The 24,669-nt window shown below is 61.1% G+C and carries 19 protein-coding genes and 1 pseudogene; 5 read left to right on the forward strand and 15 right to left on the reverse strand.

The window, feature by feature from the left end:
• Window positions 1-93 precede the first annotated feature (93 nt).
• Complete coding sequence (locus I6L38_RS14530) at window positions 94-1,071, reverse strand: cytochrome-c peroxidase (RefSeq protein ID WP_042007452.1); 978 nt, start codon at window positions 1,069-1,071, stop codon at window positions 94-96.
• Between the two features lie 449 nt (window positions 1,072-1,520).
• Here I6L38_RS14530 and I6L38_RS14535 point away from each other — a divergent pair, with 449 nt between their 5' ends.
• Entirely contained in the window at window positions 1,521-2,246 is a 726-nt protein-coding gene (locus I6L38_RS14535; RefSeq protein ID WP_042007450.1) for a carbonic anhydrase, read from the forward strand.
• Between the two features lie 65 nt (window positions 2,247-2,311).
• On the opposite strand, the gene I6L38_RS14540 is transcribed toward I6L38_RS14535, so the two are convergent.
• Together I6L38_RS14540 and I6L38_RS14545 are read right to left on the reverse strand one after the other, a co-directional pair.
• On the reverse strand, window positions 2,312-3,220 hold the full coding sequence (locus I6L38_RS14540; protein ID WP_005297912.1) for a pseudouridine-5'-phosphate glycosidase: 909 nt from the start codon (window positions 3,218-3,220) through the stop codon (window positions 2,312-2,314).
• Window positions 3,214-4,305: a PfkB family carbohydrate kinase gene (locus I6L38_RS14545; RefSeq protein ID WP_024941444.1), complete on the reverse strand. Its 1,092-nt coding sequence runs from the start codon at window positions 4,303-4,305 to the stop codon at window positions 3,214-3,216. Before I6L38_RS14545 ends, I6L38_RS14540 begins: the two co-directional genes overlap by 7 nt.
• Before the next feature lie 197 nt (window positions 4,306-4,502).
• On the opposite strand from I6L38_RS14545, the gene I6L38_RS14550 reads away from it, so the two are divergent.
• Window positions 4,503-5,018: an RNA methyltransferase gene (locus I6L38_RS14550; RefSeq protein WP_043170328.1), complete on the forward strand. Its 516-nt coding sequence runs from the start codon at window positions 4,503-4,505 to the stop codon at window positions 5,016-5,018.
• Between the two features lie 48 nt (window positions 5,019-5,066).
• On the opposite strand, the gene I6L38_RS14555 is transcribed toward I6L38_RS14550, so the two are convergent.
• Window positions 5,067-5,810: a hypothetical protein gene (locus I6L38_RS14555; RefSeq protein ID WP_029306202.1), complete on the reverse strand. Its 744-nt coding sequence runs from the start codon at window positions 5,808-5,810 to the stop codon at window positions 5,067-5,069.
• A gap of 210 nt (window positions 5,811-6,020) precedes the next feature.
• Between I6L38_RS14555 and I6L38_RS14560 the strand changes: the two genes are divergently transcribed.
• Window positions 6,021-6,452, forward strand: a complete 432-nt coding sequence (locus I6L38_RS14560; protein ID WP_005297901.1) for a universal stress protein — start codon at window positions 6,021-6,023, stop codon at window positions 6,450-6,452.
• A 63-nt stretch (window positions 6,453-6,515) separates the two neighbouring features.
• Here I6L38_RS14560 and I6L38_RS14565 read toward each other — a convergent pair whose 3' ends face one another.
• From I6L38_RS14565 to gpt, 6 genes and pseudogenes are all read right to left on the reverse strand, one after another.
• Window positions 6,516-7,151 (reverse strand): murein L,D-transpeptidase catalytic domain family protein, encoded by a 636-nt coding sequence (locus I6L38_RS14565; protein ID WP_216988673.1) that lies wholly within the window; start codon window positions 7,149-7,151, stop codon window positions 6,516-6,518.
• A 154-nt stretch (window positions 7,152-7,305) separates the two neighbouring features.
• Window positions 7,306-8,562 (reverse strand): annotated as a pseudogene (locus I6L38_RS14570) (glutamate-5-semialdehyde dehydrogenase); the annotation flags it as partial.
• Window positions 8,563-8,651: 89 nt separating this feature from the next.
• Window positions 8,652-9,755: a glutamate 5-kinase gene (gene proB / locus I6L38_RS14575; protein ID WP_005297894.1), complete on the reverse strand. Its 1,104-nt coding sequence runs from the start codon at window positions 9,753-9,755 to the stop codon at window positions 8,652-8,654.
• 150 nt (window positions 9,756-9,905) lie between these two features.
• On the reverse strand, window positions 9,906-10,298 hold the full coding sequence (gene crl, locus I6L38_RS14580; protein WP_005297893.1) for a sigma factor-binding protein Crl: 393 nt from the start codon (window positions 10,296-10,298) through the stop codon (window positions 9,906-9,908).
• 61 nt (window positions 10,299-10,359) lie between these two features.
• A complete protein-coding gene (gene frsA / locus I6L38_RS14585) occupies window positions 10,360-11,628 on the reverse strand; it encodes an esterase FrsA (RefSeq protein WP_017781463.1) in 1,269 nt (422 codons plus the stop codon).
• 120 nt (window positions 11,629-11,748) lie between these two features.
• On the reverse strand, window positions 11,749-12,216 hold the full coding sequence (gene gpt, locus I6L38_RS14590) for a xanthine phosphoribosyltransferase (RefSeq protein WP_005297888.1): 468 nt from the start codon (window positions 12,214-12,216) through the stop codon (window positions 11,749-11,751).
• Window positions 12,217-13,137: 921 nt separating this feature from the next.
• On the opposite strand from gpt, the gene I6L38_RS14595 reads away from it, so the two are divergent.
• A complete protein-coding gene (locus I6L38_RS14595; protein ID WP_208201348.1) occupies window positions 13,138-14,589 on the forward strand; it encodes an aminoacyl-histidine dipeptidase in 1,452 nt (483 codons plus the stop codon).
• A 699-nt stretch (window positions 14,590-15,288) separates the two neighbouring features.
• Here the strand turns inward: I6L38_RS14595 and I6L38_RS14600 are convergent.
• The 5 genes from I6L38_RS14600 to I6L38_RS14620 form a co-directional block, all read right to left on the reverse strand.
• Window positions 15,289-16,290 (reverse strand): ABC transporter ATP-binding protein, encoded by a 1,002-nt coding sequence (locus I6L38_RS14600; RefSeq protein ID WP_017781039.1) that lies wholly within the window; start codon window positions 16,288-16,290, stop codon window positions 15,289-15,291.
• Window positions 16,287-17,345: an ABC transporter ATP-binding protein gene (locus I6L38_RS14605; protein ID WP_124249674.1), complete on the reverse strand. Its 1,059-nt coding sequence runs from the start codon at window positions 17,343-17,345 to the stop codon at window positions 16,287-16,289. Before I6L38_RS14605 ends, I6L38_RS14600 begins: the two co-directional genes overlap by 4 nt.
• 25 nt (window positions 17,346-17,370) lie before the next feature.
• Entirely contained in the window at window positions 17,371-19,188 is a 1,818-nt protein-coding gene (locus I6L38_RS14610) for an extracellular solute-binding protein (protein WP_026458979.1), read from the reverse strand.
• Window positions 19,189-19,270: 82 nt separating this feature from the next.
• Window positions 19,271-20,314, reverse strand: coding sequence for an ABC transporter permease (locus tag I6L38_RS14615; RefSeq protein ID WP_019839457.1), 1,044 nt, complete (start codon window positions 20,312-20,314; stop codon window positions 19,271-19,273).
• Between the two features lie 2 nt (window positions 20,315-20,316).
• A complete protein-coding gene (locus I6L38_RS14620) occupies window positions 20,317-21,342 on the reverse strand; it encodes an ABC transporter permease subunit (protein ID WP_010633023.1) in 1,026 nt (341 codons plus the stop codon).
• Between the two features lie 737 nt (window positions 21,343-22,079).
• Between I6L38_RS14620 and I6L38_RS14625 the strand changes: the two genes are divergently transcribed.
• Window positions 22,080-24,635, forward strand: coding sequence for a TonB-dependent receptor (locus I6L38_RS14625; protein ID WP_216988674.1), 2,556 nt, complete (start codon window positions 22,080-22,082; stop codon window positions 24,633-24,635).
• The last annotated feature ends 34 nt before the right edge of the window (window positions 24,636-24,669 follow it).

Raw genomic sequence — 24,669 nt, forward strand, 5'->3', positions numbered from 1 at the left:
GTCATTGTGTAGTGCAGTAACTTCGAGAGGCTTATCAGATAGATAGGAACAAAAAAGCGGAGCCGGTGGCTCCGCTGCAATCATCACGCCCGCTCAGCTCTTGACCTGAGGCCTGGGGGTATCGGGCTGGGAGGGTGGCAGGATCGGCAACACGATCTGCGGCTGCTCGCCGGTCAGGCTCTTGAGGTAGGCGGTCATGTCGTCCGCCTCCTGCTCGCTCAGGGTCTGGCCGAGCTGGATGTCCGCCATGACCTGCACCGCCTCCTTCAGATCCCACACGGAGCCGTCGTGGAAGTAGGGGTAGGTCAGCTCGATGTTGCGCAGGGTCGGCACCTTGAACCAGCCGATGAACTGCTTCTCGCCGGTCACTCCACCGCGTCCCTGGGCCGGGTTGTCGGTCTTGAACGGCTTGACCAACCCCATCTTCTGGTAGGAGTTGCCGCCGATGGCCACCCCGTTGTGGCAGGCGGTGCAGCCCTTCTCCTTGAACAGCTGATAGCCCTTCAGCTGCTGCGCAGTCAGCGCCTTGGCATCCCCCTTCAGCCAGCGATCGAACGGCGCGTTGGGAGTGACCAGGGTCTCCTCGAAGGCGGCTATGGCATCGGTCACCTCGTCGATGCCGAAGTCCGCCTTGCCGTACACAGCGCTGAAGCGGGCCCGGTACTCGGGCAGGGTGTGCAGGGTCTCCACCGCCAGCTTGTGGCTGAAGGCCATCTCCAGCGGGTTCTCGATGGGGCCTGCCGCCTGCGCCTGCAGATCCTTGGCGCGCCCATCCCAGAACTGCACGAAGTTGAGGCTGGAGTTGAGCACGGTGGGCGAGTTGATCGGCCCCTCCTTCCACTTGTGGCCGAGGGAACTGACCTGGTTGTCTACCCCGCCGGTCGCCAGGTTGTGGCAGGAGTTGCAGGAGATGGCGTTGGATTTCGAGAGCCGCGGCTCGAAAAACAGCATCTTGCCCAACTCGACTTTTTCCGGTGCGCTCACCTTGGCTGCTTCCACTGCCTGGATAGGCTCGTTCGCCCACCCCATCCCTGGCAGGCCCAGCGCCAGCAACAGATAATATTTATTCATTTTTTATCTCTCCCTTGTGGCTGTGCATAACAGCAGCCTCAGCCTGCCCGGGAAAGCCTGTGCATTATTTGTTCAAGATCAAATGAGACCAACAAAAACCACATTTAAAACAATGAATTAGTTTATTACGGACGGAATAATGGCGGGGACTTGCGCGGCAAAAAAGAGCTGAATTCTGATGAGTGAATTATGAACAAATTCATCCGCGATGACAGCCAATTAATTAGATTGCTGTCATTGAATAAAGCGATTATTCAATATGCAGGCGTGACCGCCCATTATTTAGATTCATATTAAATGCATCATAAATATCATCGGCGCTCACCCAGCCAATAATAACAATAGCGTCTGACCTTCTGTATCCCGCAATTCAGATGATGCCTTCCGTTATTTCCTCGTCAGTGCAGGAAACGGATCGCCGTGCTTTTCAATCAAGATAAGGATGCATGATGAAAGAGTCCCTGTTGGCCGCCGCCCTGTTGCTCTGCCCCACCGCCTTCGCCGCCACCCCGCACTGGGAATACAGCGGCGAGGCCGGCCCGGCAAAATGGGCCAGCCTGACCCCGGAATTTGGCCAGTGCGCGGGCAGCAACCAGTCGCCGGTCAATCTCTCGGGTCTGGTCAAGGCCGAACTGGCCCCGCTGCAGTTTCACTACCTGGCGGGGGGCCGCAGCGTCACCAACAACGGCCACACGGTGCAGGTCGACTATGCCCCGGGCAGCAGCCTTGAACTCGACGGCATGCATTTTGAGCTCAAGCAGTTCCACTTCCACGCTCCCAGCGAAAACCTCATCGAGGGCCACTCCTATCCGCTGGAGGGTCACCTGGTCCATGCCAATGACCAGGGGGAGCTGGCGGTGGTGGCGGTGATGTTCGAGCCGGGCCAGGCCAATGGGGCCCTGAGCCAGGTCTGGCAATCCTTGCCAGCCAAGGCGGGGGAGCATCACCAGCTCAAGGAGGCGGTCTCGGCAGAGCAGTTGCTGCCCGCCAAACGGGACTACTACCGCTTCAGCGGCTCGCTGACCACCCCGCCCTGCTCGGAAGGGGTGCGCTGGCTGGTGATGAAACAGCCGGTGCAGGTAAGTCAGGCCCAGATCGATGCCTTCAAGGCGGTGATGCACCACCCCAACAACCGACCCGTCCAGCCCCTCAACGGGCGCCTGGTGCTGCAGTGACAGGGCAGCCGATCTGACAATAAAAAGAGGGCCAGTCGGCCCTCTTTTTCATTCGTCGCATCGCATTACAAGCTGGCTGCGATGCGCGCCCCCAGCGCCGCGTTGTTCAGCACCAGCTGGATGTTGGCCGCCAGGGAGTTGCCGCCGGTCAGCTCGCACACCCGGGCCAGCAGGAAGGGGGTGGACGCCTTGCCCTTCACTCCCTGCTCGTCCGCCTCCCGCAGTGCCTGGGCAATGGCGGCATCGATGTCGGCCTTGGGCATGGCAAACTGGGCCGGAATGGGGTTGGCCACCACGGCGCCGCCGGCCAGCCCCAGCTCCCACTTGAGGCGCAGCGCCTCGGCGATGGCCGCCGGGCTCTCGAGGCGGTAATCCACCTTGAAGCCGCTCTCGCGGGTGTAGAAGGCGGGCAGCTCCTCGGTCTGGTAGCCGATCACCGGCACCCCCTGGGTCTCCAGGTACTCCAGGGTCAGACCGATATCGAGGATCGACTTGGCGCCGGCGCAGACCACGGCCACCGGGGTCTGGGCAAATTCCTGCAGGTCGGCGGAGATGTCGAAGGTCTCCTGGGCGCCGCGATGCACGCCGCCGATACCGCCGGTGGCAAACACCCGGATCCCGGCCATGGCGGCAATGATCATAGTGGAGGCAACCGTGGTCGCCCCCAGCCCCTTGTTGGCCAGCACGAAGGGGATGTCGCGGCGGCTGCACTTGGTGGCGGCGTGGCCGGCCCGACCCAGCGCCTCCAGCGCCCCCTCATCCAGACCCACCTTGAGGCGGCCATCGATGATGGCGATGGTGGCCGGCACGGCGCCGTTGTCCCGCACCACCTGCTCCACCTGGCGCGCCGTCTCCACGTTCTGTGGATAGGGCATGCCGTGGGAGATGATGGTGGACTCCAGGGCCACCACAGGCTTGCCGGCGGCCAGGGCTTCGGCGACGACCGGTTGGATATCGAGGTAAGCGTTCAACATGGGTACTCCTCCAGCATGCGTTCAACGGCGGCCTTGGATAGGCCGGAAAAGACGGTATCGGGACAATTGACGGTAAGGGCGGCGCAGCCGAGGGCGAAACGGGTGGTCTCGACGATGTCCTGCTCCTGCAACCAGGCGTGGGCCAGCCCTGCCATGAAGGCATCGCCGCCGCCGGTCACGTTGACGACCGGGCTGCCGAGCACGGACAGATGGCCCTGGCACTCCCCGTCGCTATAAAAGATCCCCTGATCGCCGAGGCTCAGGAACAGCCGCTGCACCCCGGCGCGGTGGAACCAGGCCGCCGCCATGGGCCAGGTGTCGGGCCCGGCGATGCGCAAGCCGCACAGCTGCTCCGCCTCGCTGCGATTCGGTTTGAGGGTGTGGATGCGGTGCAGCCAGGGGCGGATCTTCTCCACCTTGGCCACCGAGACGGTGTCCACGAAGATGGTGTGCTCCCCCTGACGCTCGAACAACCAGTCGAGGGTGTGGGTGGCGAGGTTGGTGTCGAGCAGCCAGAGCCGGGCAGCCCCGAGAAAGCCGCTCAGGGGGGCGAGCCGGGCCGGTGTGAGCTGGTCGATGATCCCCATGTCGTTGACGGCGCAGCTCATTTCGCCGCTGCCATCGTGCAGGCTGAGGTAACAGGAAGTGGCCTGACCGTCCAGCACCAGCACCTGACGCACGTCGACGCCAGCGCGCTGGCTCACCTCCAGCAGGTGGTGGCCGTACTGATCGTTGCCCACCGCGGTCAGCAGCCGGGTGTCGGTGCCGAGCCTCGCCAGGTTCTCGGCGATGTTGCGCCCCACCCCACCGGCGGAGGTGCGCACCCGGCCCGGGTTGGAGTCGCCGATGCGCAGGTTGTCGTGGCTGCAGCCGCAGATATCCATGTTGGCACCGCCGATCACCACGGCGTAGGGCCCTTCCCGCAGCACATAGCCGCGCCCCTGCACATAGCCCTGACGCATCAGGCTGGAGATGTGGCTCGCCAACGCCGAACGGCTGATGCCGAGCCTGTCCGCCAGCTCCTGCTGGGCAATCATGGGATCCTGGCGCAGTAGGGCGAGGATCTCTTGCTCACGTTCCGTCATAGACAAACATCCAGTTACAAACGTTTGTCTATTATTTCCGAAAAACGTTTACCCGCCATCACCTCGTGCAAAAATTGTCGGCTTGCGCACAAAAACTCGGCGGATGGCTGCAAGCGACGCTCGGCCATCGTGCGTCACTTTTCCTGCGCCTGACGGCGAGTGCGGCTTATAATGCGGCCGCCACAGAGGAGAGCGAGATGAGAGAGTCAGATCACGAATGCCTGCCACCACAGGGGGATGAGTCAGCACCGCATGGCGACGCAGGCTATTGCTGCATCGGGCTGGTCAACCCCAAGTCACCGGAGAACGTGGGGGCCGTGATGCGGGCCGCCGGCTGCTATGGGGCGGATGAGGTCTACTACACGGGGACCCGCTTCGAGCTGGCGCGCCGTTTCGTCACCGACACCAAGCAGATGGTGGAGCAGATCCCCCTGCTCGGTGTCGACGATCTGATGGCCATGGTGCCGGACGGCTGCACCCCGGTGCTGGTGGATCTGATCGAGGGAGCCACTTCGCTGCCGGACTATGTACACCCGGCGCGCGCCTTCTACATCTTCGGCCCCGAAGACGGCACCCTGGAGCCGGCCCGCTTCAAGGCGGTGAAAGAGGTGATCTACGTACCGACGCACGGTTGCATGAATCTGGCCGCCTCGGTCAATGTGGTCCTCTACGATCGACTAGCCAAGCAGCTGCGCGGCAACTCGGCAAGCTGACAGAAAAGTTCCTGAACAGGTAACCAGCCCTCCCCGACGCAGGGCGTTTTAGTTGCCAGGCTTTAGCCGCTGCTCCTGCTCTTCGATAAAACCGCGGTAGTAGTCGTGCAACCGATAGCGTCGGTAGATTTCGGCCAGGGTGCCGTGCCGCACCAGGTTGACCATGCCCTGATCCCAGAGCTGCTGCAGGGTGTGCCCCTTCTCGGTGTCGGCAAAGATGGGGTAGGTCGGGATCCAGCGCAGGAAGGTACGATGCATGTTGGCAGGAATGGAGTCCTCCGAGTAGAGCACCCCGGCAGTCAGATAGTAACGGTAGCGCTCCTTGGCCAGCAGTTGCAGCGCCATGTCGTGGCTGTCTATCTCGTGCCAGCGCATGGAGACCGGGATGTACTTGTCAAAGGCCCAGCCCCGCAGCCACACCACCCCCTGCCCCTTGAGGCTCGACTCGCCCAGCCACTGGGGCTGCCACTTCTTGAGCATCAGCACCGTCAGGTCATCGGCCGAGGCGGGATAACGGGGCTGCAGCACGCCACTCACCTCATCCCGGTAGACTCCCATCGCCATGTCGCCCCCCTGCTGGGCGATCACCGCCAGCGCCCGCTTGTAGGGCACGATGCGGGGGATGACCTCGTAGCCATTGGGCTGGTAGATGGCGCGCACTATGTCCAGATAGATGCCACGCCCATCCCGCTGGCAAAAACCCGGCCAGTCATCGCAATAGACATTGAGGGGATCGGCCCGACCGGGCCAGCAGAGCAGCAGCAATACCCATGAAAGCAGCAAACGAACCATGTCTTGACTATTTCTCCGGAGGCGAACGCTGTCACCCATCGAGCCGGCCTATCTGGCAAGGGTGCACAGGCCATATCCCATGATATGAAGATCCGTCGGCAAAGCACCACTTTTTACCGGTTTTGCGAGCGAGTCGAGGGTTATTGCCGACCGAATGGGTATTATTGACAATGAGATTCATTAGTAACCCAACCATAGGGGAGCCTTCATATGCCATCCATCAAAACCCTGCTCTGCCCGGTCGATTTTTCCCAGATGTCGCAAGCCGTGCTCGACTATGCCGTATTCATGGCCCAGAGCCATCAGGCCGAACTCAAACTGGTTCACGTGGTGGACCAGCTGCACGGCTTCGACAGCTACAAGATCCTGCACATGACCGCCATCGAGATCACCCACGAGATGGAGCGTCAGGCCAAGAGCCAGATGAAGGAGCTGATCGCCAGCCTGCCCATTCCGGCCACCTTCGAGGTACGCTTCGGCCGCGCCGCCGACGAGATCGTCGTGCAGGCCAAAGAAGAGAAGGCCGATCTGGTGGTGATGGGCAGCCACGGCCGCTCCGGCATCAGCCACCTGCTGGTGGGCAGCGTCGCCGAATCCGTGGTCCGTCACGCCCCCTGCCCCGTGCTGGTGGTGCGCAAGTAATCCATCACCCGAAACAAAAAGGCCAGCATATGCTGGCCTTCTTTTTTGGCTCTAAGGCAAGCCTCAGCCGTGAGCGTAGATGACGCTGCCCCCCTTGATTACGTCGATGATGGCCCTGGACTGCTCCTTGGGCAGCGCCGGGCAACCCCAGCTGCGCCCCAGCTTGTCATATTTGAGCAGATAACGGGGACTCGCATAGTCGGCGCCGTGCACGACGATGGCCCGCTTGCGGGCATTGCTGTTCTGGCCCGGGCTCAGGCCGTCGAGGCGCAGCGAATAGCCGTGCTTGCCCTGATAGGTTTCGGCGGTGCGATAGACCCCGAGCGAACTCTTCATGGAGTTGAACTGGTTGGAAAACTGGCGGGCGTCCCGCTCACCCGAATTGCGGCCATGGCTGACCCAGGTGTGATAGAGCAGCTTGTGGCGTTTCACGTCGATGACAAACAAGCGGCGCTGGGTTGAGGGTTTGCTGTAGTCGATGATGGTGAGAATGGGTTTGCGCTTGTGGCGCACACTCTGGTAACTGCTGAGAGCCTTGCGAAACACCTGTTTGTCGAGCTTGCCGGCCAGCCCCAGCTGGCGATAGAGATCCTGATCCCAGCTGGCGTGGCTGCTGCTGCTGAAACAGAGCGCCCCCAGCAACAGTGGCACGCTCAGCCACAGCGCTCCCCAGCGCTTTATCCAATCTGTCTGCTTCATCCTTGAATCTGCTCCCGTTTTTGTTGCTAGCAAAGTGTGCAAAATATCGCCACACCCTGCTGGATAGTTATATGCAAGCCCCTGATAGCCCGCAAGAAAAAAGCAAAAAAATGCCGACCAGAGTCGGCATTTTCACACAGGGCAAAAAGGGGGCTCAGGCGCGGCTCAGATAATCCGCCAATCCCACCCATTTGTAGCTGGTGAGCTCGGTCAGCCCCATGGGGCCACGAGCGTGCAGCATCTGGGTCGATACCGCCACCTCGGCGCCGAGACCAAACTGGCCGCCATCGGTGAAACGGGTGGAGGCGTTGACGTAGACAGCCGCCGAACCGGCGCCGTTGACGAAACGCTCGGCATTGGCCAGATCGTTGGTGAGGATGGCATCGGAGTGACCGGCATTGTGCTCGCGCATATGGGCCAGCGCCTCATTCACGTCCGCCACCAGCTTGATCCCCAGGGTCAGCGAGAGCCACTCGGTATCGAAGTCTTCCGGGCCGGCGGCACGCAGGCTGTCGGCGCCCGCCAGCAGCGGCATGGCCTCCGGCGTGGCCACCAGGGCCACCTTGCGCTCGTTCATCAGAGTCACCAGTTGCGGCAACAGGGCCGGCGCCACCTTCTCGTGCACCAGCAGGGTGTCGAGGGCGTTGCAGGCGGAGGGGCGCTGCACCTTGGCATTGTCGATGAGGGGCAAGGCCCGGGCCAGATCGGCGCTCTCGTCGACGAAGATGTGGCTGATGCCAAATCCGCCGATGATCACCGGAATGGAGCTGTTCTCCTTGCACATCTTGTGCAGGCCGGCACCGCCGCGGGGGATGATCATGTCCACGTAGCGGTCGAGGCGCAGCAGCTCACCCACCAGGGCCCGGTCCGGGTTGTCGATGTACTGCACCGCCGCCTCGGGCAGGCCGGAGGCCGCCAGCGCGCGCTGGATCACCCGCACCAGCTCCAGGTTGGAGTGGAAGGTCTCGCGGCCGCCGCGCAGTATGCTGGCGTTGCCGGTCTTGAGGCAGAGGCTGGCGATGTCGATGGTAACGTTGGGGCGCGCCTCGTAGATGACGCCGATGACCCCGATGGGCACCCGGCGGCGGGAGAGACGCAGGCCGTTCTCCAGCACCCGGCTGTCGATTTCGGCCCCGACCGGATCATCCAGGGTGATCACCTTGCGCACGTCCGCCACGATACCGGCCAGTCGGGCCGGGTTGAGCAATAGCCGATCCAACATGGCCTCGGAGAGGCCCGCCTCGCGCCCGGCGGCGATGTCTTTCTCGTTGGCGGCCAGGATCTGGTGGCTGCGCGCCTCCAGCTCGTCGGCGATGGCGGCCAGCGCCCGATTCTTCTGCGCCGTGCTGACGGTGGCCAGCTGATAGGCCGCTTCGCGGGCTGCCTGCCCCATTTTCTCCAGACTCATCTCTCTTCCCTTTGGTTCTTGCGGGGCCGCCTGATGGCGGCGCCTCTCTTATCCTGGTGTGCCGCTGCCCATGCTCTGCCGCGGCTGACGCCTCACAGCAGCACCATGTCGTCGCGGTGGATCGCAACGGCGCCGTAGCCGTAGCCCAGCACCTGTTCGATGTTGTCCGAATGGACGCCGCGCAGTTTATCCAGCTCCAGATGATTGTAACGGCAGATGCCGCGCGCCAGCTCGGCCCCCTTGGGATCGAGAATGCGCACTACGTCGCCGCGCACGAAATCCCCCTTCACCGCCACTATGCCCTTGGGCAGCAGGCTGGAGCCCTTCTCCTGCATGGCGGCCACGGCCCCCTGATCCACCTGCACTTCGCCATGAGGGGGTGGCCCTGCCAGGATCCAGCTCTTGCGCCCTTCCAGCGGAGAAGCCAGCGCCGGGAACAGGGTGCCGATGCGCTCGCCCCTGGCAAGACGCCCCACCACCTCCGGCATCTGGCCGGTAGCGATCACCACGTTGACCCCGGCGCGGCGCGCCACGTCGGCCGCCTGCAGCTTGGTGGCCATGCCACCGGTGCCGAGCCCGCTGACGCTGTCACCCGCCAGCTTGCGCAGGGTGTCGTCTATGGTCTGTACCTCTTCGATGAGCTGGGCATCCGGATTGGTGCGCGGATCGGCGGTGAAGAGCCCCTTCTGGTCGGTAAGCAGGATCAGCAGATCCGCATCGGCCAGGATGGCGGCGCGAGCGGAGAGGTTGTCGTTGTCCCCCACCTTGATCTCGGCGGTGGCCACAGCGTCGTTTTCGTTGATGACCGGGATGATGCGGTGATCGAGCAGGGTGCGCAGGGTGTCGCGGGCATTGAGGTAGCGCTCCCTGTCCTCCAGATCGGCACGGGTCAGCAGCATCTGGCCGATATGCAGCCCATAGAGGTTGAACAGATCCTGCCAGACCCGGATCAGCTGGGTCTGGCCCACCGCCGCCAGCATCTGTTTGTTGGGCAGGGTTGGCGCCAACGGAGGGTGGCCCAGATGCTCACGGCCGGCGGCGATGGCCCCCGAAGTGACCATCACGACCCTGTGGCCGTGACGGTGCAAGGCTGCACACTGTCTGACCAGCTCGACCATGTGGGCACGATTGAGCTGGGAAGATCCCCCGGTGAGCACGCTGGTGCCCAGTTTGACGACTATGGTTCTGTTTTCCATGGGAGCAAAAAGGCTAAAATGTAAGGAATCCCTTTATACCCACGGCCCTGTTGCCCTGCAAGGCAATTAACGCCGCCCGGCAGGCGGGACCGGCAGCGCGGCAAAGAAATGCCCCGCCAGCCGATGGGGGGCTGGCGGGGCGGCGGGTCATCAGGCGGCGGTGACGGTCAGCTCGTTGGTGACCTGCTCGGCGGGAGCGAGCTGGCAACCAAGTTGGTGCAGCTTGTCGCTGATGAGCTTGTAGAAGTGGTTGAGGGTGCGTTCGACTTCCACCTGATGCTTCTTGGGCAACGGCTTGTCGAGCCACTCCCCGTCCGCATTGTAGAAGCCGACCTGATAGTGGTAGCTGAAGCTGTGATCGTCTTGCTCCAGCACCAGCCACCAGCCCCAGAACTCCCGTTTGTCCGGTGCCGGCTTGGCACTGACACAGACGGAAAGGCAGTCGAAACGGTAACGCCCCTCTTCACAAAGGTCCTCACGTAAATAGGGGCCAATCGCGGCAAACTGCCTCAGCAGTCGCTTGTAGGTCACTCTTTCTGACATGTTAACCTCCCTGTTGAACAAGCCACGTCACCCTGGGATGACGATAAGTTTTAGCGCTATATCATGTACATAAGTGCTTCTTGAGCCAGTCGACCATCTCTTTCAACGCCTCGTCGTACACCTCCAGCAAGGGTTGTTTGTCGAACACCACCGCCTTGCCGTTGCGGCTGGCGGAGGCCAATGCCCGTACATCCTGCTCGGGACAAATGAAATCTCGCTTGTGTCCAATACTCAATATCGGCACGGATGTGCGAGTCCCCAGCAATCCTTGCGTCTTGAGTGAAAATACCTGGCACTTGGTGCGCAGCGACTCCCACTCGGCCGCATCGGCGCCGAGGCGGTTGGCCAGCCCGTCCCGCATCATGCGGGGGCAGCGGGCGAACATCTCATGATTGGTAAACACCTGGTTGACGCCGGCGCCGATGCAGACCACGGTCCGCAGCTTGAATGGCTCGATGAAGGCGAGGCGCGCCGCCACATTGCCCGCCAGACGGAATCCCACCATGGCGATGCGCTGGTGATCGACCCAGGCCACCTCGGAGAGATGGTTCAAGACCGCCTGATGGAGCCGGCTGGTGTCCTGCACCAGCGGCCAGTGCTCGGCATAACCGATGCCCGGCATGTCCAGCGACAGCATGCCGATGCCGTTGGGCTCCAGGCACTTGAGATAGAGATTGAGGAAGTCGACCTGCAGCGAGTCGATGCCGCCGCTGACGATGACCAAAGGCACCGGCTTGTCGGTGGTTGGCAGGTGCAGGTAGCCCTGAATGTGCTTGCCGCGAAACGGCACCTGGAGCTCCTTGAGCGGCACCTTGAACAGGCGGCCCGCCTCGCGGTAGGCCATGTTGCCGAGCAACTGGGCCTGATCCGCCAGCTCGTCATTCTTCAGGTGGGGATAACTGGCAATGGAGTAGTAACGCACCGCCTTGAGCAGGCTTTTCAGGGCAGCGGCCCGCTCGCCCTGCGCCACCAGCTCACGACCCCGGTTGAAGTAGCGGCCGGCCAGCTGGCTCCACTCATAGACCCAGTTGCCGGGCACATAACCCTTGATGGTGTCGAGGAAGCGCTCGTGGGTACGCTCGCCCTCCCCCATGGCGATGCGGGCCAGGGTCTGCTCCACCTCGACCGGATCCGCTCCCTGCCAGGCCCAGGTCGGCCGGCGCAGCAGACGATACCAGCGCGTTGACATGGAACCGTCGATGAAGCTCTCGTCCACATTGTGATCCTGCTCCTCCACCGGGCTGGAGTTGGAGACTTCGGAGGTCTCCAGCACCTTCTTGACCCGGGTAAAGAGCTGCTCGGTCAGGTTGAGGTCGTCGTTCAAGTCCAAAGCTGTTACTCATTTCTGTCATGCAATGGCTCCATCTTAACCACTTTTGCCGCCGGGCAGCCAGTTGCACCACAAAAAAACAGGGCCCCATACAGGGGCCCTTTGCAGCAGCTTTGCGGCTTACTCTTCGTCGCAGATGGGGGTGGCGAACTCCAGCGCCATGTCCCACGGCTGTTCGATCCAGGTGTCCTGCGGGATGGCCACTTCGAAATCATCCAGCAGCGGCTCGCCCATGGGCTTGGCGAAGATGGCGATGAATTTGGCCTTGGGGTAGAGCTCGCGGATTACCTTGGCAGTTGTGCCAGTGTCCACCAGATCTTCCACCACCAGCCAGCCTTCGCCGTCACCCGCGGTGCTGGCGGCCTTCACCACCACCAGATCGCGCTGGTTGTTGTGGTCGTAGCTGGAGATGCAGAGGGTTTCGACGTTGCGGATGCCAAGTTCACGGGCCATCAGCGCCGCCGGAACCAGGCCACCACGGCTGACCGCAATGATCCCTTTCCACTGGCTGACAGGCAGTTGACGACGGGCCAGACGGCGCGCTTCACGTTGCAGGTTGTCCCACGACACGTAGAATTTTTTTGGCATGCTATCGATCTCAAATGGTTATACAAAACAATTACTTAAAATCACATGCCGACTCCGTAGTGAATCGGCAGCAGATAATGTCGGCCGCCTGTCTACCAAATTCAGCTTGCACCGCGGCCGCCTCGGGAGAAGACCCTCGGCAGCGAAAACAGATGCAATGGAAGCAGGATGGGCAGAGCTGGCGGTCATGTCGCAGAGGGGGCAGGACCGCAGACAGGCTGTTGGGCGGGCATGATACCATCGTTTGCGGATAAATTGACTGGCAAACGTATGCGAAATGCAGGAAAAAAATCGAAGCAAGTCCGGCTGACTCCCTCTTTTTCCTCTCCCCGGCGGGGTTTGCCGCTCGGCAGATAAAAAAATAGCAGGGGGAGGATGGATTCCTCACTCACCTGCTTTTTTCGATACGCCTGTCGTCAGCCTGGCTGACGGCCCGCATCAACGGCGGTTGGCGTAGGGGTTCGGGTAGCTGAAGCCCTGGGTATAAAGAGACTGGGCGAACCAATAGGTTGAATTGCTGCCTGACATAATAAACTCCTGATTGCTTAACAAGTTACGTACCTTTATGCGGGTTCAAATCCTTGAACGGACACTCGGTTCCATGGAGGCGCACTTGCTTTGCTTCGGTTCCCTGGAGGCATTCATCGTCATCCTGACGGGTGGCGAACCACGGTCGTTAATTTACCAGTCGGCGCCATAAACTCAATATTTTTGTGATGTGAATCACAAAAAATCTTTTGTGCTGGCTCATTTTGCCCCAACCGGAGCAGTTCGCTGCCAATCCCCCGCCTGACAGCACAAGCTGCCCGCAATTTGCGCTGATCGCTCACATTTTTGTGTGATTGACTGTATTATCGTTATCCTCTTCCTCGCCCCGCTGCCGGGGCTCTGTCATTTTCCGTGCTGGTAAGGAGTCCCGACGTGGCACAGCTTAGCTCTCTCTCTCCCAAACTGATTTGGCACTTCTTCGAACAGATCTGCTCCATCCCCCACCCCTCCAAGCACGAAGCCCAGCTGAGCGCCTGGATCATGCAGTGGGCCGAAGGGGAAGGGCTGGCGGTCAAGCAAGATGCCGTCGGCAACATCATCATCAAGAAACCGGCCACGCCGGGGATGGAAAACCGCAAGGCGGTGGTGCTGCAGGCCCACATCGACATGGTGCCCCAGGCCAACGCCGACACCCAGCACGACTTCACCAAGGATCCCATCGATGCCTACATCGACGGTGAATGGGTCACCGCCCGCGGCACTACCCTGGGTGCCGACAACGGCATGGGCATGGCCGGCTGCCTGGCCGTGCTGGCCGACAAGAGCATCAAACACGGTCCGCTGGAAGTGCTGTTGACCACCGACGAAGAGACCGGCATGACCGGCGCCTTCGGTCTGGAAGCGGGCTGGCTGGAGGGCGAGATCCTGCTCAACACCGACTCCGAAGAGGATGGCGAGGTCTACATGGGCTGCGCCGGCGGGGTGGATGCCAATATCCGCTTCCCGCTGGAGCAGGTTGCAGCCACTGAAGGCGAAGGTTTCGAGCTGCAAGTAAAAGGGCTGCGCGGCGGTCACTCCGGGGTCGACATCCATCGCGGCCGCGGCAACGCCAACAAGCTGCTGGTGCGTCTGCTCAAGGCCGCCGAGCCGCTGGGCCTGCGCCTGGCCGAGATCCACGGTGGCACCCTGCGCAACGCCATCCCGCGCGAGGCCCGTGCCAAGCTGCTGGTGCCCGCCGCCAGCGTCAACGAATTCAAGGCCCTGGTTGACCGTTATACCGGCATCTACCAGAGCGAGCTGGCTGCCACCGAAGCCAACCTGACCGTGCTGCTCACCGCCCAGGAGAAACCGGCCCAGCTGATGAGCGAGTCCCTGCAGGCCCGCCTGCTGGACTCCCTGATGGCCTGCCCGAACGGCGTCATCCGCATGAGCGATGCCATCCCGGGCGTGACCGAGACCTCCACCAACCTGGGCGTCATCAAGACCCAGGATGGCGAAGTGTATGTACAGTGCCTGATCCGCTCCCTCATCGACTCCGGTCGCGAGAGCGTCGAGCAGATGACCCGCTCCCTGTTCAATCTGGCTGGCGCCAGCTGCGAGTTTACCGGCGCCTACCCTGGCTGGGCACCGAACGTGGACTCCCCGGTGATGGCCTTGGTACGGAACAGCTACCAGACCCTGTTCGGCGAGATGCCGAACGTCATGGTGATCCACGCGGGCCTCGAGTGCGGTCTGTTCAAGAGCGCCTACCCGGAGTGGGACATGGTCTCCTTCGGCCCGACCATCCGCGGCGCCCACGCGCCGGGCGAGAAGGTGCACATCCCGGCGGTCGAGCGCTTCTGGCAACTGCTGGTCCACGTGCTGGAACAGATCCCGGCCAAATAAGCCCGCAGGTCAAGGCCGACCGGCCACACCACATACCCCGCCAGGTGCGGGGTATTTTTTTGCCTGCGCCCACCAACCTTTGGCGTGCTTCCCCTAGAAACCGCCAGACAGATCTGCAGCTTTGCTGCTCTGCCCCATCTCCCACTCACCCAGGCCTGTCAGCCTGGCCATCAGCACCGCAACCTGAGTGCCTGCTGAAACCGTCTCCATAAGCAGCGCTGGATTTGAAAACCCTTTCCATGATTTATGTAAATTTACAACACAAAAAGTTGATCCAGCTCACATAAGGCCATAGGATCAAAGCGTGACCCAGGTCACAGATAACAAGTCAACGACAGAGCGATGAGGTGAAAATATGTTTGAGAATCTGGCAGTACTGTTCCACCTGAAGGGTGTAACCAGCAAGAAAGGCGTGGCAGAGAAAGATACCTATGCACCGTCAACCCGCAACTACTACTTCCGCTATGGCGCCTGATACCGCTGGCGGCCAATTTCGTGAAAGAGTTACCGGGCATTTAAGTAGTAAAATTACAAACAACAGCAATCCACACAGCAGCCATCCCCTCTCGGGGGCGCTGTCCTGCCCTGGCCAGATGTCCCACGGCCAAACCTGAACTCCAACCATGAAGATGGGGCCCGCAGGCCCCATTTTTTATTCGTTGTTTCCCGTGCCATCTTGCTGCGATGCGGGCACCGGCATCATACCGCCTTTCCCAGGGGGATCGCCTCGGCCAGCGGCAACGGCGTGTGGCAGGCCACCTGGTGACCGGCCCCGTCGCACGACTGCAGACTCGGTGACTGGGTGCGGCACAGCTCGCCGGCATAGGGGCAGCGCTGGTGAAAGTGGCAGCCGCTCGGCGGCGAGATGGGGGATGGCACATCACCGGTCAGCAGGATGCGCTGGCTGCGCCGACGCGGATCCGGCACCGGAATGGCCGAGATGAGCGCCTGGGTATAGGGGTGACGCGGCGCCAGGTAGAGCGACTGGGCCTCGGCCAGTTCGACGATCCGGCCCAGATACATCACCGCAATCCGATCCGAGATGTGCTTGACCACCGACAGGTCGTGGGCGATGAAGATGATGGCGAGGTTCATCTCCCGCTGCAGGGTGAGCAGCAGGTTGACTATCTGGGACTGCACCGATACATCCAGCGCCGACACCGCCTCGTCACAGACCAGCAGCTTGGGCTTGAGGGCGATGGCCCGGGCGATGCCGATGCGCTGGCGCTGACCACCCGAAAACTCATGGGGATAGCGATCCACCGCGCTGCCGGGCAGCCCCACCTTCTCCAGCAGCTCCTGCACCCAGACCCGCCGCTGTTCGGCGTTGCCCTTGCCGTGGATGACGAAGGGCTCCTCCAGGATCTGCCCCACCGTGTGGCGGCTGTTGAGGGATTCTGCAGGATCCTGAAACACGATCTGCATCTCCTGGCGCAGGGAGCGCATCTCCTTGGGCGAGAGGTGGGTGATGTCACGCCCCTCGAAGGTGATGGTGCCAGCGGTCGGTTCGAACAGCTTGAGCAGGGTGCGTCCCAGGGTCGACTTGCCACAGCCGGACTCGCCCACCAGCCCCAGCGTCTCCCCCTGCTTGAGATCGAAGCTGATGCCGTCCACCGCGTAGACGTGGTACTTCTTGCGCAACAAGCCGCCGCCCAGCTGGAAGTGCTGCTTCACGTCGCGCACCGATAAAAGCGTCTTCATACGGCTAGCTCCCTCCAGTGGTGGCAGGCCACCCCGTGCCGCTCGGCGAGCTGCTCAGTAGCCGGAATGGCCCTCACGCAGATCTCGGTGGCATGGGGACAACGGTTGGAGAAACGGCACCCGGCGGGCATCTCGTGCAGGGCCGGCACCTGCCCCTTGATGGTCTTGAGCAGGCTCTTGGGCTCATCCTCGAGCCGCGGGATCGAGCTCATCAGACCATGAGTATAGGGATGGCGCGGGTGGTCAAACAGCTCGAACACGTCGGCCTGCTCCACCGCCCGGCCCGCATACATCACCACCACCTCGTCACACAGCTCCGCCACCACCCCGAGATCGTGGGTGATGAAGATGATGGCCATGCCGGTCTGGGCCTGCAGCTCCTTCATCAGTTCCAGGATCTGGGCCTGGATGGTCACATCCAGCGCCGTGGTCGGCTCGTCGCAGATAAGCAGCGCCGGCTCGCAGGCGAGCGCCATGGCGATCATCACCCGCTGGCGCATGCCGCCGGAGAGGTTGTGGGGATAGACGGCAAAGCGCTGGGCAGGCTCGGGGATCCCCACCTTCTGCAGCATGGCGATGGCCGCCTCCCTGCGCTGGGCCTTGTTGTAGTCAGGACGGTGGAGGCGGAACACCTCCATCAGCTGATCGCCGACCGTCTGCACCGGGTTGAGTGCCGTCATCGGCTCCTGAAAGATCATCGAGATGCGGTTGCCGCGCACCTTGTACATCTGATCCGGTGACAACGCGAGCAGATCTTCCCCCTGAAAACGGATGGAACCCGCCACCACCTGACCATGGGGCTTGGGCAACAGCCCCATGATGGCGAGCGAGGTGACGCTCTTGCCGCAGCCGGACTCGCCGACCACCCCCAGGGTCTGACCCGGGGCCACCTTGAAGCTAACCCCATCGAGCACCTTGATCTTGCCGTCGTCGACGGCAAATTCCACCTCGAGATCGCGTACCTCAAGAATCGGGGCCTTGCTCTGGCCATCATTCACGCCGAGCTGCCTCCCATGATCCCGGGCACCCGGGTGGGGAGCCTGTGTGTTGGGCATGACTGCTGCTCCCTTCTGCGCCATATCAGTGACGTGCATAGGTCTTGTCGAGCAGGTTGATGGGCGCCAGCGCCTCCCCTGCCTCCTTGGCTTTCAGGGTCTCTTCCTTCACCTTGGGATCGAGCCAGAGCAGACCGCCACTGCTGTGGGGGTAGCCGTCCATGGGCCAGTAGAGCAGATCCGGCGTGTTCTTGGTGGCGGGCACCTCGGGCAGCATCACGTAACGCCAGCTGCTGGCTCGCACGTAGTTGAGCTGCACTCCGGGCACGAAGATGGCCAAGTCATAGATGCGCTGCTGAATCTGGCGAGAGAGCTCGGCCCGCTTGGCCATGTCGAACTCGACGTTGTAGGCGTCGATCAGCGCGTCGAGCTGTTTGTCGGCCACGTTGAACAGGTTGTTGGTCTGCGGCTTGTTGGCGTTGGCGGAGTGGAACGACTCCCAATACTGTGGATAGAGACCGCCGCCGGCCCAGCCCATCCAGGCCGCCTCGTGTTTCTTCTCCAGCATTGCCTTGAAGCCGGTGGCGCCGTCCACCAGGTTGAGCTCCAGATCCAGCCCCGCCTTCTTGGCCTCTTCCTTGAGCACGGTCAACCGCTTGGAGTGCTCTTGGCTGGTGTAGGTGAGCGCCAGGGTCAGTCGCTCACCCTTGTCGTTCTGCAGGATGCCGTCCGGCCCCGGCTTGCTGTAGCCCGCCTTGGCAAAGTAGTCGCGCGCCTTGCTGATGTCATAGGCCCGCTCCGGCAGCTGCATGTCGGTGAACTCGCCAAAACCCGAGCCGAAGGTGGTGGCTCTGTCGTAGTCGCCACGCAGCACCGTCTTGATCATCTTGTCGATGTTGAGGGCATGCTGAATGCCGAGCCGCACGTTGATGTCCGCCAGCTTGGGAGTGGCGATATTGAGATGCAGCCCTTGCCCGCCCTGCTTGGTGTCGGTCATGGCCATCACCTTCTGCACGTATCCCTGCTTGTACTCGGGAGTGACCGCTTTTTCATGCCACCAGTTGGGCAGGATCATCTCGAAGGTATCGAGCTCCCCTTTCAGGAAGTGACGGAAGGCGATGTTGTGATCGCGGATCACCTGCACCTTGATGGTGTCGAGGTTGAACCTATGCTGGTTGTAGCGATAGTTCTGGGCCCACCACCCCTTCTGCTTGCTGAAGGTGATGGACTTGCCCTTCTTCACGTCGGTCATCACATAAGGGCCTGTGGTGGGCACCACGGCCCAGTTGTACTGCTTCACCCAGTTGGGGGTCAGCTTGTAGTAGTGCTTGGGCTGAGGCCACAGCTCGGTGGTGTTGAGCAGGTCCAGCTTGGCCTTGCGAGTGCCCGCCTTGACCAGGATGGTGTGGTCGTCAACCTTCTCCACCGCCACCACCTCGGTGGTGTAGTAGTTGTTGAACCAGGGCCCCTTGATGTCCTTGGAGCGCATCATCTCGTAGCCGAAGGTGTAATCATCGGCGACCACCGGCTTGCCGTCAGACCACTTGGCCTGCGGATCCAGCTTGAAGTAGACGGTCTGGTTGTCCGGCGCGATGGCCCAGTGGGTCGCCAGCGCAGGGATGGGGTTGCCGGTATTGGGATGGAAGCTGATGAGCCTCAGCTGGTTGTCCTGGATAAAGGAGCGGAACGCGCCGTTGGAGTCCGGTCCCACGGTACGAAACGTCAGCGGAAAGCTGTCTACAAACATGGTGATGCTGCCGCCGGGCAGCGCCTTGGGCGAGGCGAACACGGGGTCGGTGTCGTTGGTTTCCCACTTGAGATCCGCAGGCAGGCTGGCCGCCCACACCCAGGTCCCGTTCACCAACAAGAATAGAGCACCTATCCATTTGATTTTATTGTTCATGTTTGACTTCCTGGTCATACCCCTGCACTGGGGGTTTATCAATTTAAGGGTGAGCGACCCGGCGCCTTGAGTGCGCCACAGGTCACTGATAACGGGTAAATTTGCGCGGGTCGAACGCCTCGCGGATCGCCTCGCCGATAAAGGAGACCATGATCAGCACCAGACTCACCGCCGCCACTACCGAGCTCACGATCCAGATGGCATCCAGGTTGTTGATCCCCTGGGAGAGCAGCTCCCCCCAGCTCGGGGTGGGCGGGGCCAGGCCAAAGCCCAGGTAGTCCAGCGCCGTCAGGGTGGAGATGTTGCCCACCACGGCAAACGGCGCCAGGGTGACGATCATCATCAGGGTGTTGGGCAGAATGTGGTTGAAGATGATCCGCCCGGTGCCGGCCCCCTGGGCCCGCGCCGCCATCACATAGTCCCGCGCCCGCTCCTTGTAGGTGAGGGTGCGCATGTACCAGGTGATGCCCATCCAGCCGAACAATACGTTGATAGCCACGAACAGGCCGAAGTTGGGCTTGGCCAGCGACACCAGGATCATGATGACGTAGAGAAACGGTACCTGGGACCAGATCTCGATGAAGCGCTGCAGCACCAGGTCAAAGCGTCCGCCGAGAAAGCCCATCATGCAGCCGATGGTGACGCCGATGGCGTAGCTGGCCACCAGCGCGATAAAGGCAAAGCCGATGGCGATACGAAAGCCGTAGACCAGCCGCGCCAGCACGTCGCGGCCGCTGGTGTCGGTGCCGAGCAGGTGGCGCTCGGCCAGGCTCGGCGCATAGGGTGGGTAGGCGTCCTGCTTGAAGTCCTGCTCATAGGGGTTCCAGGGCACAGGTGGCAGCAACACCCAGTCCCCCTTGCCCTCTGCGGCGAATTTGTCTTTGAGCTGGCGGTAGTTGGTCTCGTACTCGTAATCGAGCCCGAACTGCTGACCCGGGATCACGTCGCCATAGGTGGGGAAATAGAGCTCCCCCTGATAGCTCACCATCAGTGCCCGGCTGTTGACCAAGAGCTCCGCCAGCAGGGAGAGCAGCACCAGGGTGGTGAAGATGATAAAGGAGTAGTAGCCGCGTTTTATCGACTTGAAACGCTTGAGTTTTTTCAGCGTTACCGGATTCAGGTTCATGTTCACTCTCCAAACCGCACGCGGGGATCGACAAGGGCGACACAGATGTCGGAGACGATATTGCCCACCAGCATCAGCATGGAGGTGATGGCCAGAATGCCCATCACTGTGGGGTAGTCCCGCTCCACGATGGCCTCGTAGCCAAGCAGGCCTATGCCGTCGATGTTGAAGATGGTCTCGATGAGGAAGGATCCGCCGAAGAAGACGGTGAGCACCGACCCCAGGTGGCTCGCGATGGGGATCAGGCTGTTGCGCATGGCGTGATCGGTCACCGCCTTGCGAAACGGCAAGCCCTTGGCCACGGCGGTACGCACGTAATCCGCCGACAGGTTCTCCATCAGGCTGTTTTTCATGGTCATGGTGAGGATGGCGAAATCCCCGATGGCGTAGGCGATGAGCGGCAGCAGTGCATGGGCGAAGAGGGTGCGGATCTGATCCCAGCTGTTCTCCATCCCGTCAAACTCGTCCCCCGGGAAGCCCCCCATGGGCAGCCACTCCAGATGAAACGCGAAGACGGTGATGAGGAAGATGCCCACCACGTAGGCGGGCAACGCATAGGCCATGTAGATAAGCATGGAGCTGACTGAATCGAAGCGGGTGTTGTGTCTGAGCGCCTTGGCCACCCCGAGCGGGATGGAGACGGCGTAGCTCAGCAGAAAGGTGGCCAGCCCGAAGAAGGCGGTCACCGGCAACCTGTCCTTGATAAGATCCCACACCGGCTCGTAATAGCGGGTCGACTCGCCGAGATCCAGCACCGCCAGCTTCTGCAGCCACTCCCAATAGGCGACCAGCATGGGCTTGTCGAGGCCGTAGAACGCCTTGAGCTCCTCGATCTGCTCGTCGGAGAGCGCCTGCGCCCCCTTGCTGCCGCTGGAGCGACCGGACTCATTCTGGGAAACCTGGGCCTGCAGCAACATGCGTTCGACCGGACCGCCCGGCACGAAACGGGTGATGGTGAAGACGAGCAGGGTGATACCGAGAAACGTCGGGATGATCAAAAGCATCCGACGTAGGAAATACGACAGCATGGTGGAACCTCGTCCTTGTTGTTCTTTTATGGCCAGTCACATCCGGTGACGGGCCCGTCCTTCCTGGCATTACTCACTGAATAGCCGATGATTGACAGACTATCCGCTCGGTCACTGTAAAAGCTCTGCAACAAAAATCAAGTAGAACTAGGGGTGCATTCTGGTCCCGACTTGTGCAGTGGAATTTATCGTGAGTTTTTTCTGAAATTCGCAACTTCAAGATAAAAAACTACAAGATGAACAACTTAAATAACGTTTAGTAATTCAACAAAACAGATAAAAACTAGCAAATAAATTAAATAAACCATTAAAAACAACTACTTAAAGAAAACCACACAAAAGAACACCTTCTCTATATGGCTGCACATAAATAGGTGGCCGGCGCCCAGCCTGAACCTCAGCCGAACACACTACCAAAACAGACAATAATGCTAAAAATACCTAACTCAACAATATAAAACCCAGAAAGACACCACCCTTATCGATAAGTTCAAAATTAATCGATAAACTGGAATCAATTTGCTTTAACAAAACCTTTACATAGGAAAACGTTACCAAATCAGAATAAATCTCTGCCAAATGCGAACAAATAAAACATAGTCATCTTATTACCCGCCACGCCCCCATCCGTACCGCCTCAATTGACGTCAACCGCCAAACCTTGATAAGCCTTACGCATCGCCCCAACGAGGGCGGTATGGAAGCAAACAAAAAAACAACCAGGAAGGATATAAGCGATGCTTAGGAAAAGCAGACTCTCTGCTGCCGTTGCGTTTGCCTTGGCGAGCGCGGCAGTAGTGGCCACCCCTGTCTTGGCCGAAGAAGGCCAAAACGTCGAAAAACTCCAGAAGATCAAGGTTACCGGCTCGCGCATCTCCCGTGTCGACGTGGAAGGCGCCACCCCGGTCGTCGCCATCAGCAAGGCCAAGATCGAACAATCCGGTCAGCAGACCGTGGCCGACTACCTGAAGCAGGCTTCCTACAACTCCTTCGGTAGTATCTCCCCCTCCTCCGGCAGCTCAGCCCAATCCCAGGCCACCGTCAGCCTGCGCGGGCTTGGCTCAGAGCGCACTCTGGTGCTGCTCAACGGCAAGCGGGTCGCCGGCTCTCCTTCCATCGGTGGCAGCTCCATCAACCTCAACTCCATCCCCATGGCGGCGGTGGAGCGGGTTGAAGTGAACCTAGACGGCGGCTCTGCCCTGTACGGTTCCGATGCCATCGGCGGCGTCATCAACGTCATCCTGAAACAGGACTATGAAGGGCTGGAATTCCAAGGCCGTATCGGCTCTCCCACCGAAGAGGGTGGTGACGAGAAGAGCGGTTCCATCGTCAGCGGCATCACCGGGGAGAAGGGTTCCCTGATGATGGTGTACGAGCACGACGTCAAGGATGAGATCTACTACAAGGATCGCGACTACCTGGCGTTGCAGGGCTCGTCTGCTCCCAGCCTGTATGGCCGCAACATCAAGGGGATCGATGCCGCCACCGGCAAGACGGTCACCCGTACCCTGGACGGCATCGACTGCGCCAATACCGGTCCCGGCTTCGTGCCGGTCGGTACCGCCTGCCGCTTCGACTTTGCCCAGGTCGCCGCCAAGACCGCTTCCCGTACCCGGGACACCGTCTATGTCAACGGCCGCTATCACATCAATGACAACGTCGATTTCGTACCCCAGCTGATCGGCTCGCGGGTCACCAGCTTCGGCCGCTTCGCCCCAGCCGCCGGTCCCTTCAGCATCGACGGTACCACTCCGGGCGGCGCCCAGCTGCTGGCCGACAACGGCTTCATCGGCGACAAGGCTACCGTCTACTATCGCTTCAGCAACGTCGGCCCCCGTGACAACGACGTCACCGACATGACCGGCAGCATGAACCTGGGCTTCGAGGGCACATTGCCGACCGAAGCGGTGGGCGATGTGGAGTGGAATGCGGGCTACATGTACTCCAAGACCGACAACAAGAACCGCGGGACCGGCTATGTGCTGAATCCGTCGGTCCAGCAGGAGGTCGACAGCGGCAACTTCAAGAACGGCGAGTTCTCCAGTGCCGCCACCAACAGCCTCTCCTACGACACCAGCCGCACCTCCAAGATGGACTTCTTCCAGTGGTACGGTGGCCTGGGCTGGAGCATGGGCGAGCTGCCGGCCGGCCCCATCGGCTGGTACCTGGGGGCCGAGTACAACGACTGGGTTTACTCCGACACCTATGACAGCCAGTCTGCGGCCGGCAACGTCATCGGCTCTTCCGGCAACTCGGGCAGTGGTGTGCGCGACGTCTTCGCCGCCTACATCGAGAGCCTGATCCCCATCACCGAGCAGATCGAGCTGAACCTGGCCGGTCGTTTCGACAAGTACAGCGACTTCGGCAGCGCCTTCTCGCCCAAGGCGAGCCTGCGCTATCAGCCGCTGGACAACCTGTTGTTCCGCACCTCCTGGTCGCAGTCCTTCCGTGCCCCGGGTCTGGACGACCTGTACGCGGCCGATGCCGACTCCGCCGACTACGCCAAGGACTATGTCTCCTGCCAGAAGAACGGTGTGGCCAACTGCCCGGAAGAGCAGTACACCACGGTTCGCCAATCCAACAAGAACCTGAAGGAAGAGACGGCTGACACCTTCGGCATCGGCGCTGCCTACAGCCCGATCGACGACCTCAACCTCTCGCTGGACTACTACTACATCAAGATTGATGACGTGATCCAGCTGGCCACCACCCAGACCCAGTTCTATCAGGAGCTGAACACTGGCAGCAACCCGAACGTCATCCGCGATGCCAACGGCGATGTGGAGCAGGTTTATGCCGGCATGGTCAACCTGGGCCAGCTCAAGACCAGCGGTCTGGACTTCAAGGCTGACTACAAGTACGACTTCAACGTCGCGACTGTGCGCTACGACTTCGGCAGCACCTACATTCTGAAATACGAAGAGGGTCTGTTCGCCGGTGGTCCCATGGTCGACAAGAAGGGCTGGAACGCCAAGCCTGAACTGCGCTTCAACTCCGGTGTCGGGGTCAATGTGCCGCAGTGGTGGAACATGGATGCCTACCTGAGTGCCAACTACATCGACTCCCAGAGCCAGGACTATGTTGACGGTCGGACCGAGGGCCATATCGCCTCCCAGACCACCTGGAACCTGAACGTCGGTGTTAACACCCCCTGGAACGGCAAGCTGCAAGCCGGTGTGAAGAACATGTTCAACGTAGGCCCCTCGCTCTCCAGCGACGGCTTCACCTACGACGAAGATCTCTACAGCATCGACGGACGCATCGTCTACCTCGACTACACCCAGAAGTTCTAATCAACTCTCGTTGATATACCAACCTAAGCCGGCC

Origin of the sequence: Aeromonas sp. FDAARGOS 1408, assembly GCF_019048665.1 — a bacterium.
GTDB classification, from domain to species: domain Bacteria; phylum Pseudomonadota; class Gammaproteobacteria; order Enterobacterales; family Aeromonadaceae; genus Aeromonas; species Aeromonas dhakensis.

What these genes read in the sequence shown, in the direction of transcription:
- I6L38_RS14530 (WP_042007452.1), bottom strand. Translation starts at nt 1,071, where the DNA reads ATGAATAAATATTATCTGTTGCTGGCGCTGGGCCTGCCAGGGATGGGG.
- I6L38_RS14535 (WP_042007450.1), top strand. Translation starts at nt 1,521, where the DNA reads ATGAAAGAGTCCCTGTTGGCCGCCGCCCTGTTGCTCTGCCCCACCGCC.
- I6L38_RS14540 (WP_005297912.1), bottom strand. Translation starts at nt 3,220, where the DNA reads ATGTTGAACGCTTACCTCGATATCCAACCGGTCGTCGCCGAAGCCCTG.
- I6L38_RS14545 (WP_024941444.1), bottom strand. Translation starts at nt 4,305, where the DNA reads ATGACGGAACGTGAGCAAGAGATCCTCGCCCTACTGCGCCAGGATCCC.
- I6L38_RS14550 (WP_043170328.1), top strand. Translation starts at nt 4,503, where the DNA reads ATGAGAGAGTCAGATCACGAATGCCTGCCACCACAGGGGGATGAGTCA.
- I6L38_RS14555 (WP_029306202.1), bottom strand. Translation starts at nt 5,810, where the DNA reads ATGGTTCGTTTGCTGCTTTCATGGGTATTGCTGCTGCTCTGCTGGCCC.
- I6L38_RS14560 (WP_005297901.1), top strand. Translation starts at nt 6,021, where the DNA reads ATGCCATCCATCAAAACCCTGCTCTGCCCGGTCGATTTTTCCCAGATG.
- I6L38_RS14565 (WP_216988673.1), bottom strand. Translation starts at nt 7,151, where the DNA reads ATGAAGCAGACAGATTGGATAAAGCGCTGGGGAGCGCTGTGGCTGAGC.
- proB (WP_005297894.1), bottom strand. Translation starts at nt 9,755, where the DNA reads ATGGAAAACAGAACCATAGTCGTCAAACTGGGCACCAGCGTGCTCACC.
- crl (WP_005297893.1), bottom strand. Translation starts at nt 10,298, where the DNA reads ATGTCAGAAAGAGTGACCTACAAGCGACTGCTGAGGCAGTTTGCCGCG.
- gpt (WP_005297888.1), bottom strand. Translation starts at nt 12,216, where the DNA reads ATGCCAAAAAAATTCTACGTGTCGTGGGACAACCTGCAACGTGAAGCG.
- I6L38_RS14600 (WP_017781039.1), bottom strand. Translation starts at nt 16,290, where the DNA reads ATGAAGACGCTTTTATCGGTGCGCGACGTGAAGCAGCACTTCCAGCTG.
- I6L38_RS14605 (WP_124249674.1), bottom strand. Translation starts at nt 17,345, where the DNA reads ATGCCCAACACACAGGCTCCCCACCCGGGTGCCCGGGATCATGGGAGG.
- I6L38_RS14610 (WP_026458979.1), bottom strand. Translation starts at nt 19,188, where the DNA reads ATGAACAATAAAATCAAATGGATAGGTGCTCTATTCTTGTTGGTGAAC.
- I6L38_RS14615 (WP_019839457.1), bottom strand. Translation starts at nt 20,314, where the DNA reads ATGAACCTGAATCCGGTAACGCTGAAAAAACTCAAGCGTTTCAAGTCG.
- I6L38_RS14620 (WP_010633023.1), bottom strand. Translation starts at nt 21,342, where the DNA reads ATGCTGTCGTATTTCCTACGTCGGATGCTTTTGATCATCCCGACGTTT.
- I6L38_RS14625 (WP_216988674.1), top strand. Translation starts at nt 22,080, where the DNA reads ATGCTTAGGAAAAGCAGACTCTCTGCTGCCGTTGCGTTTGCCTTGGCG.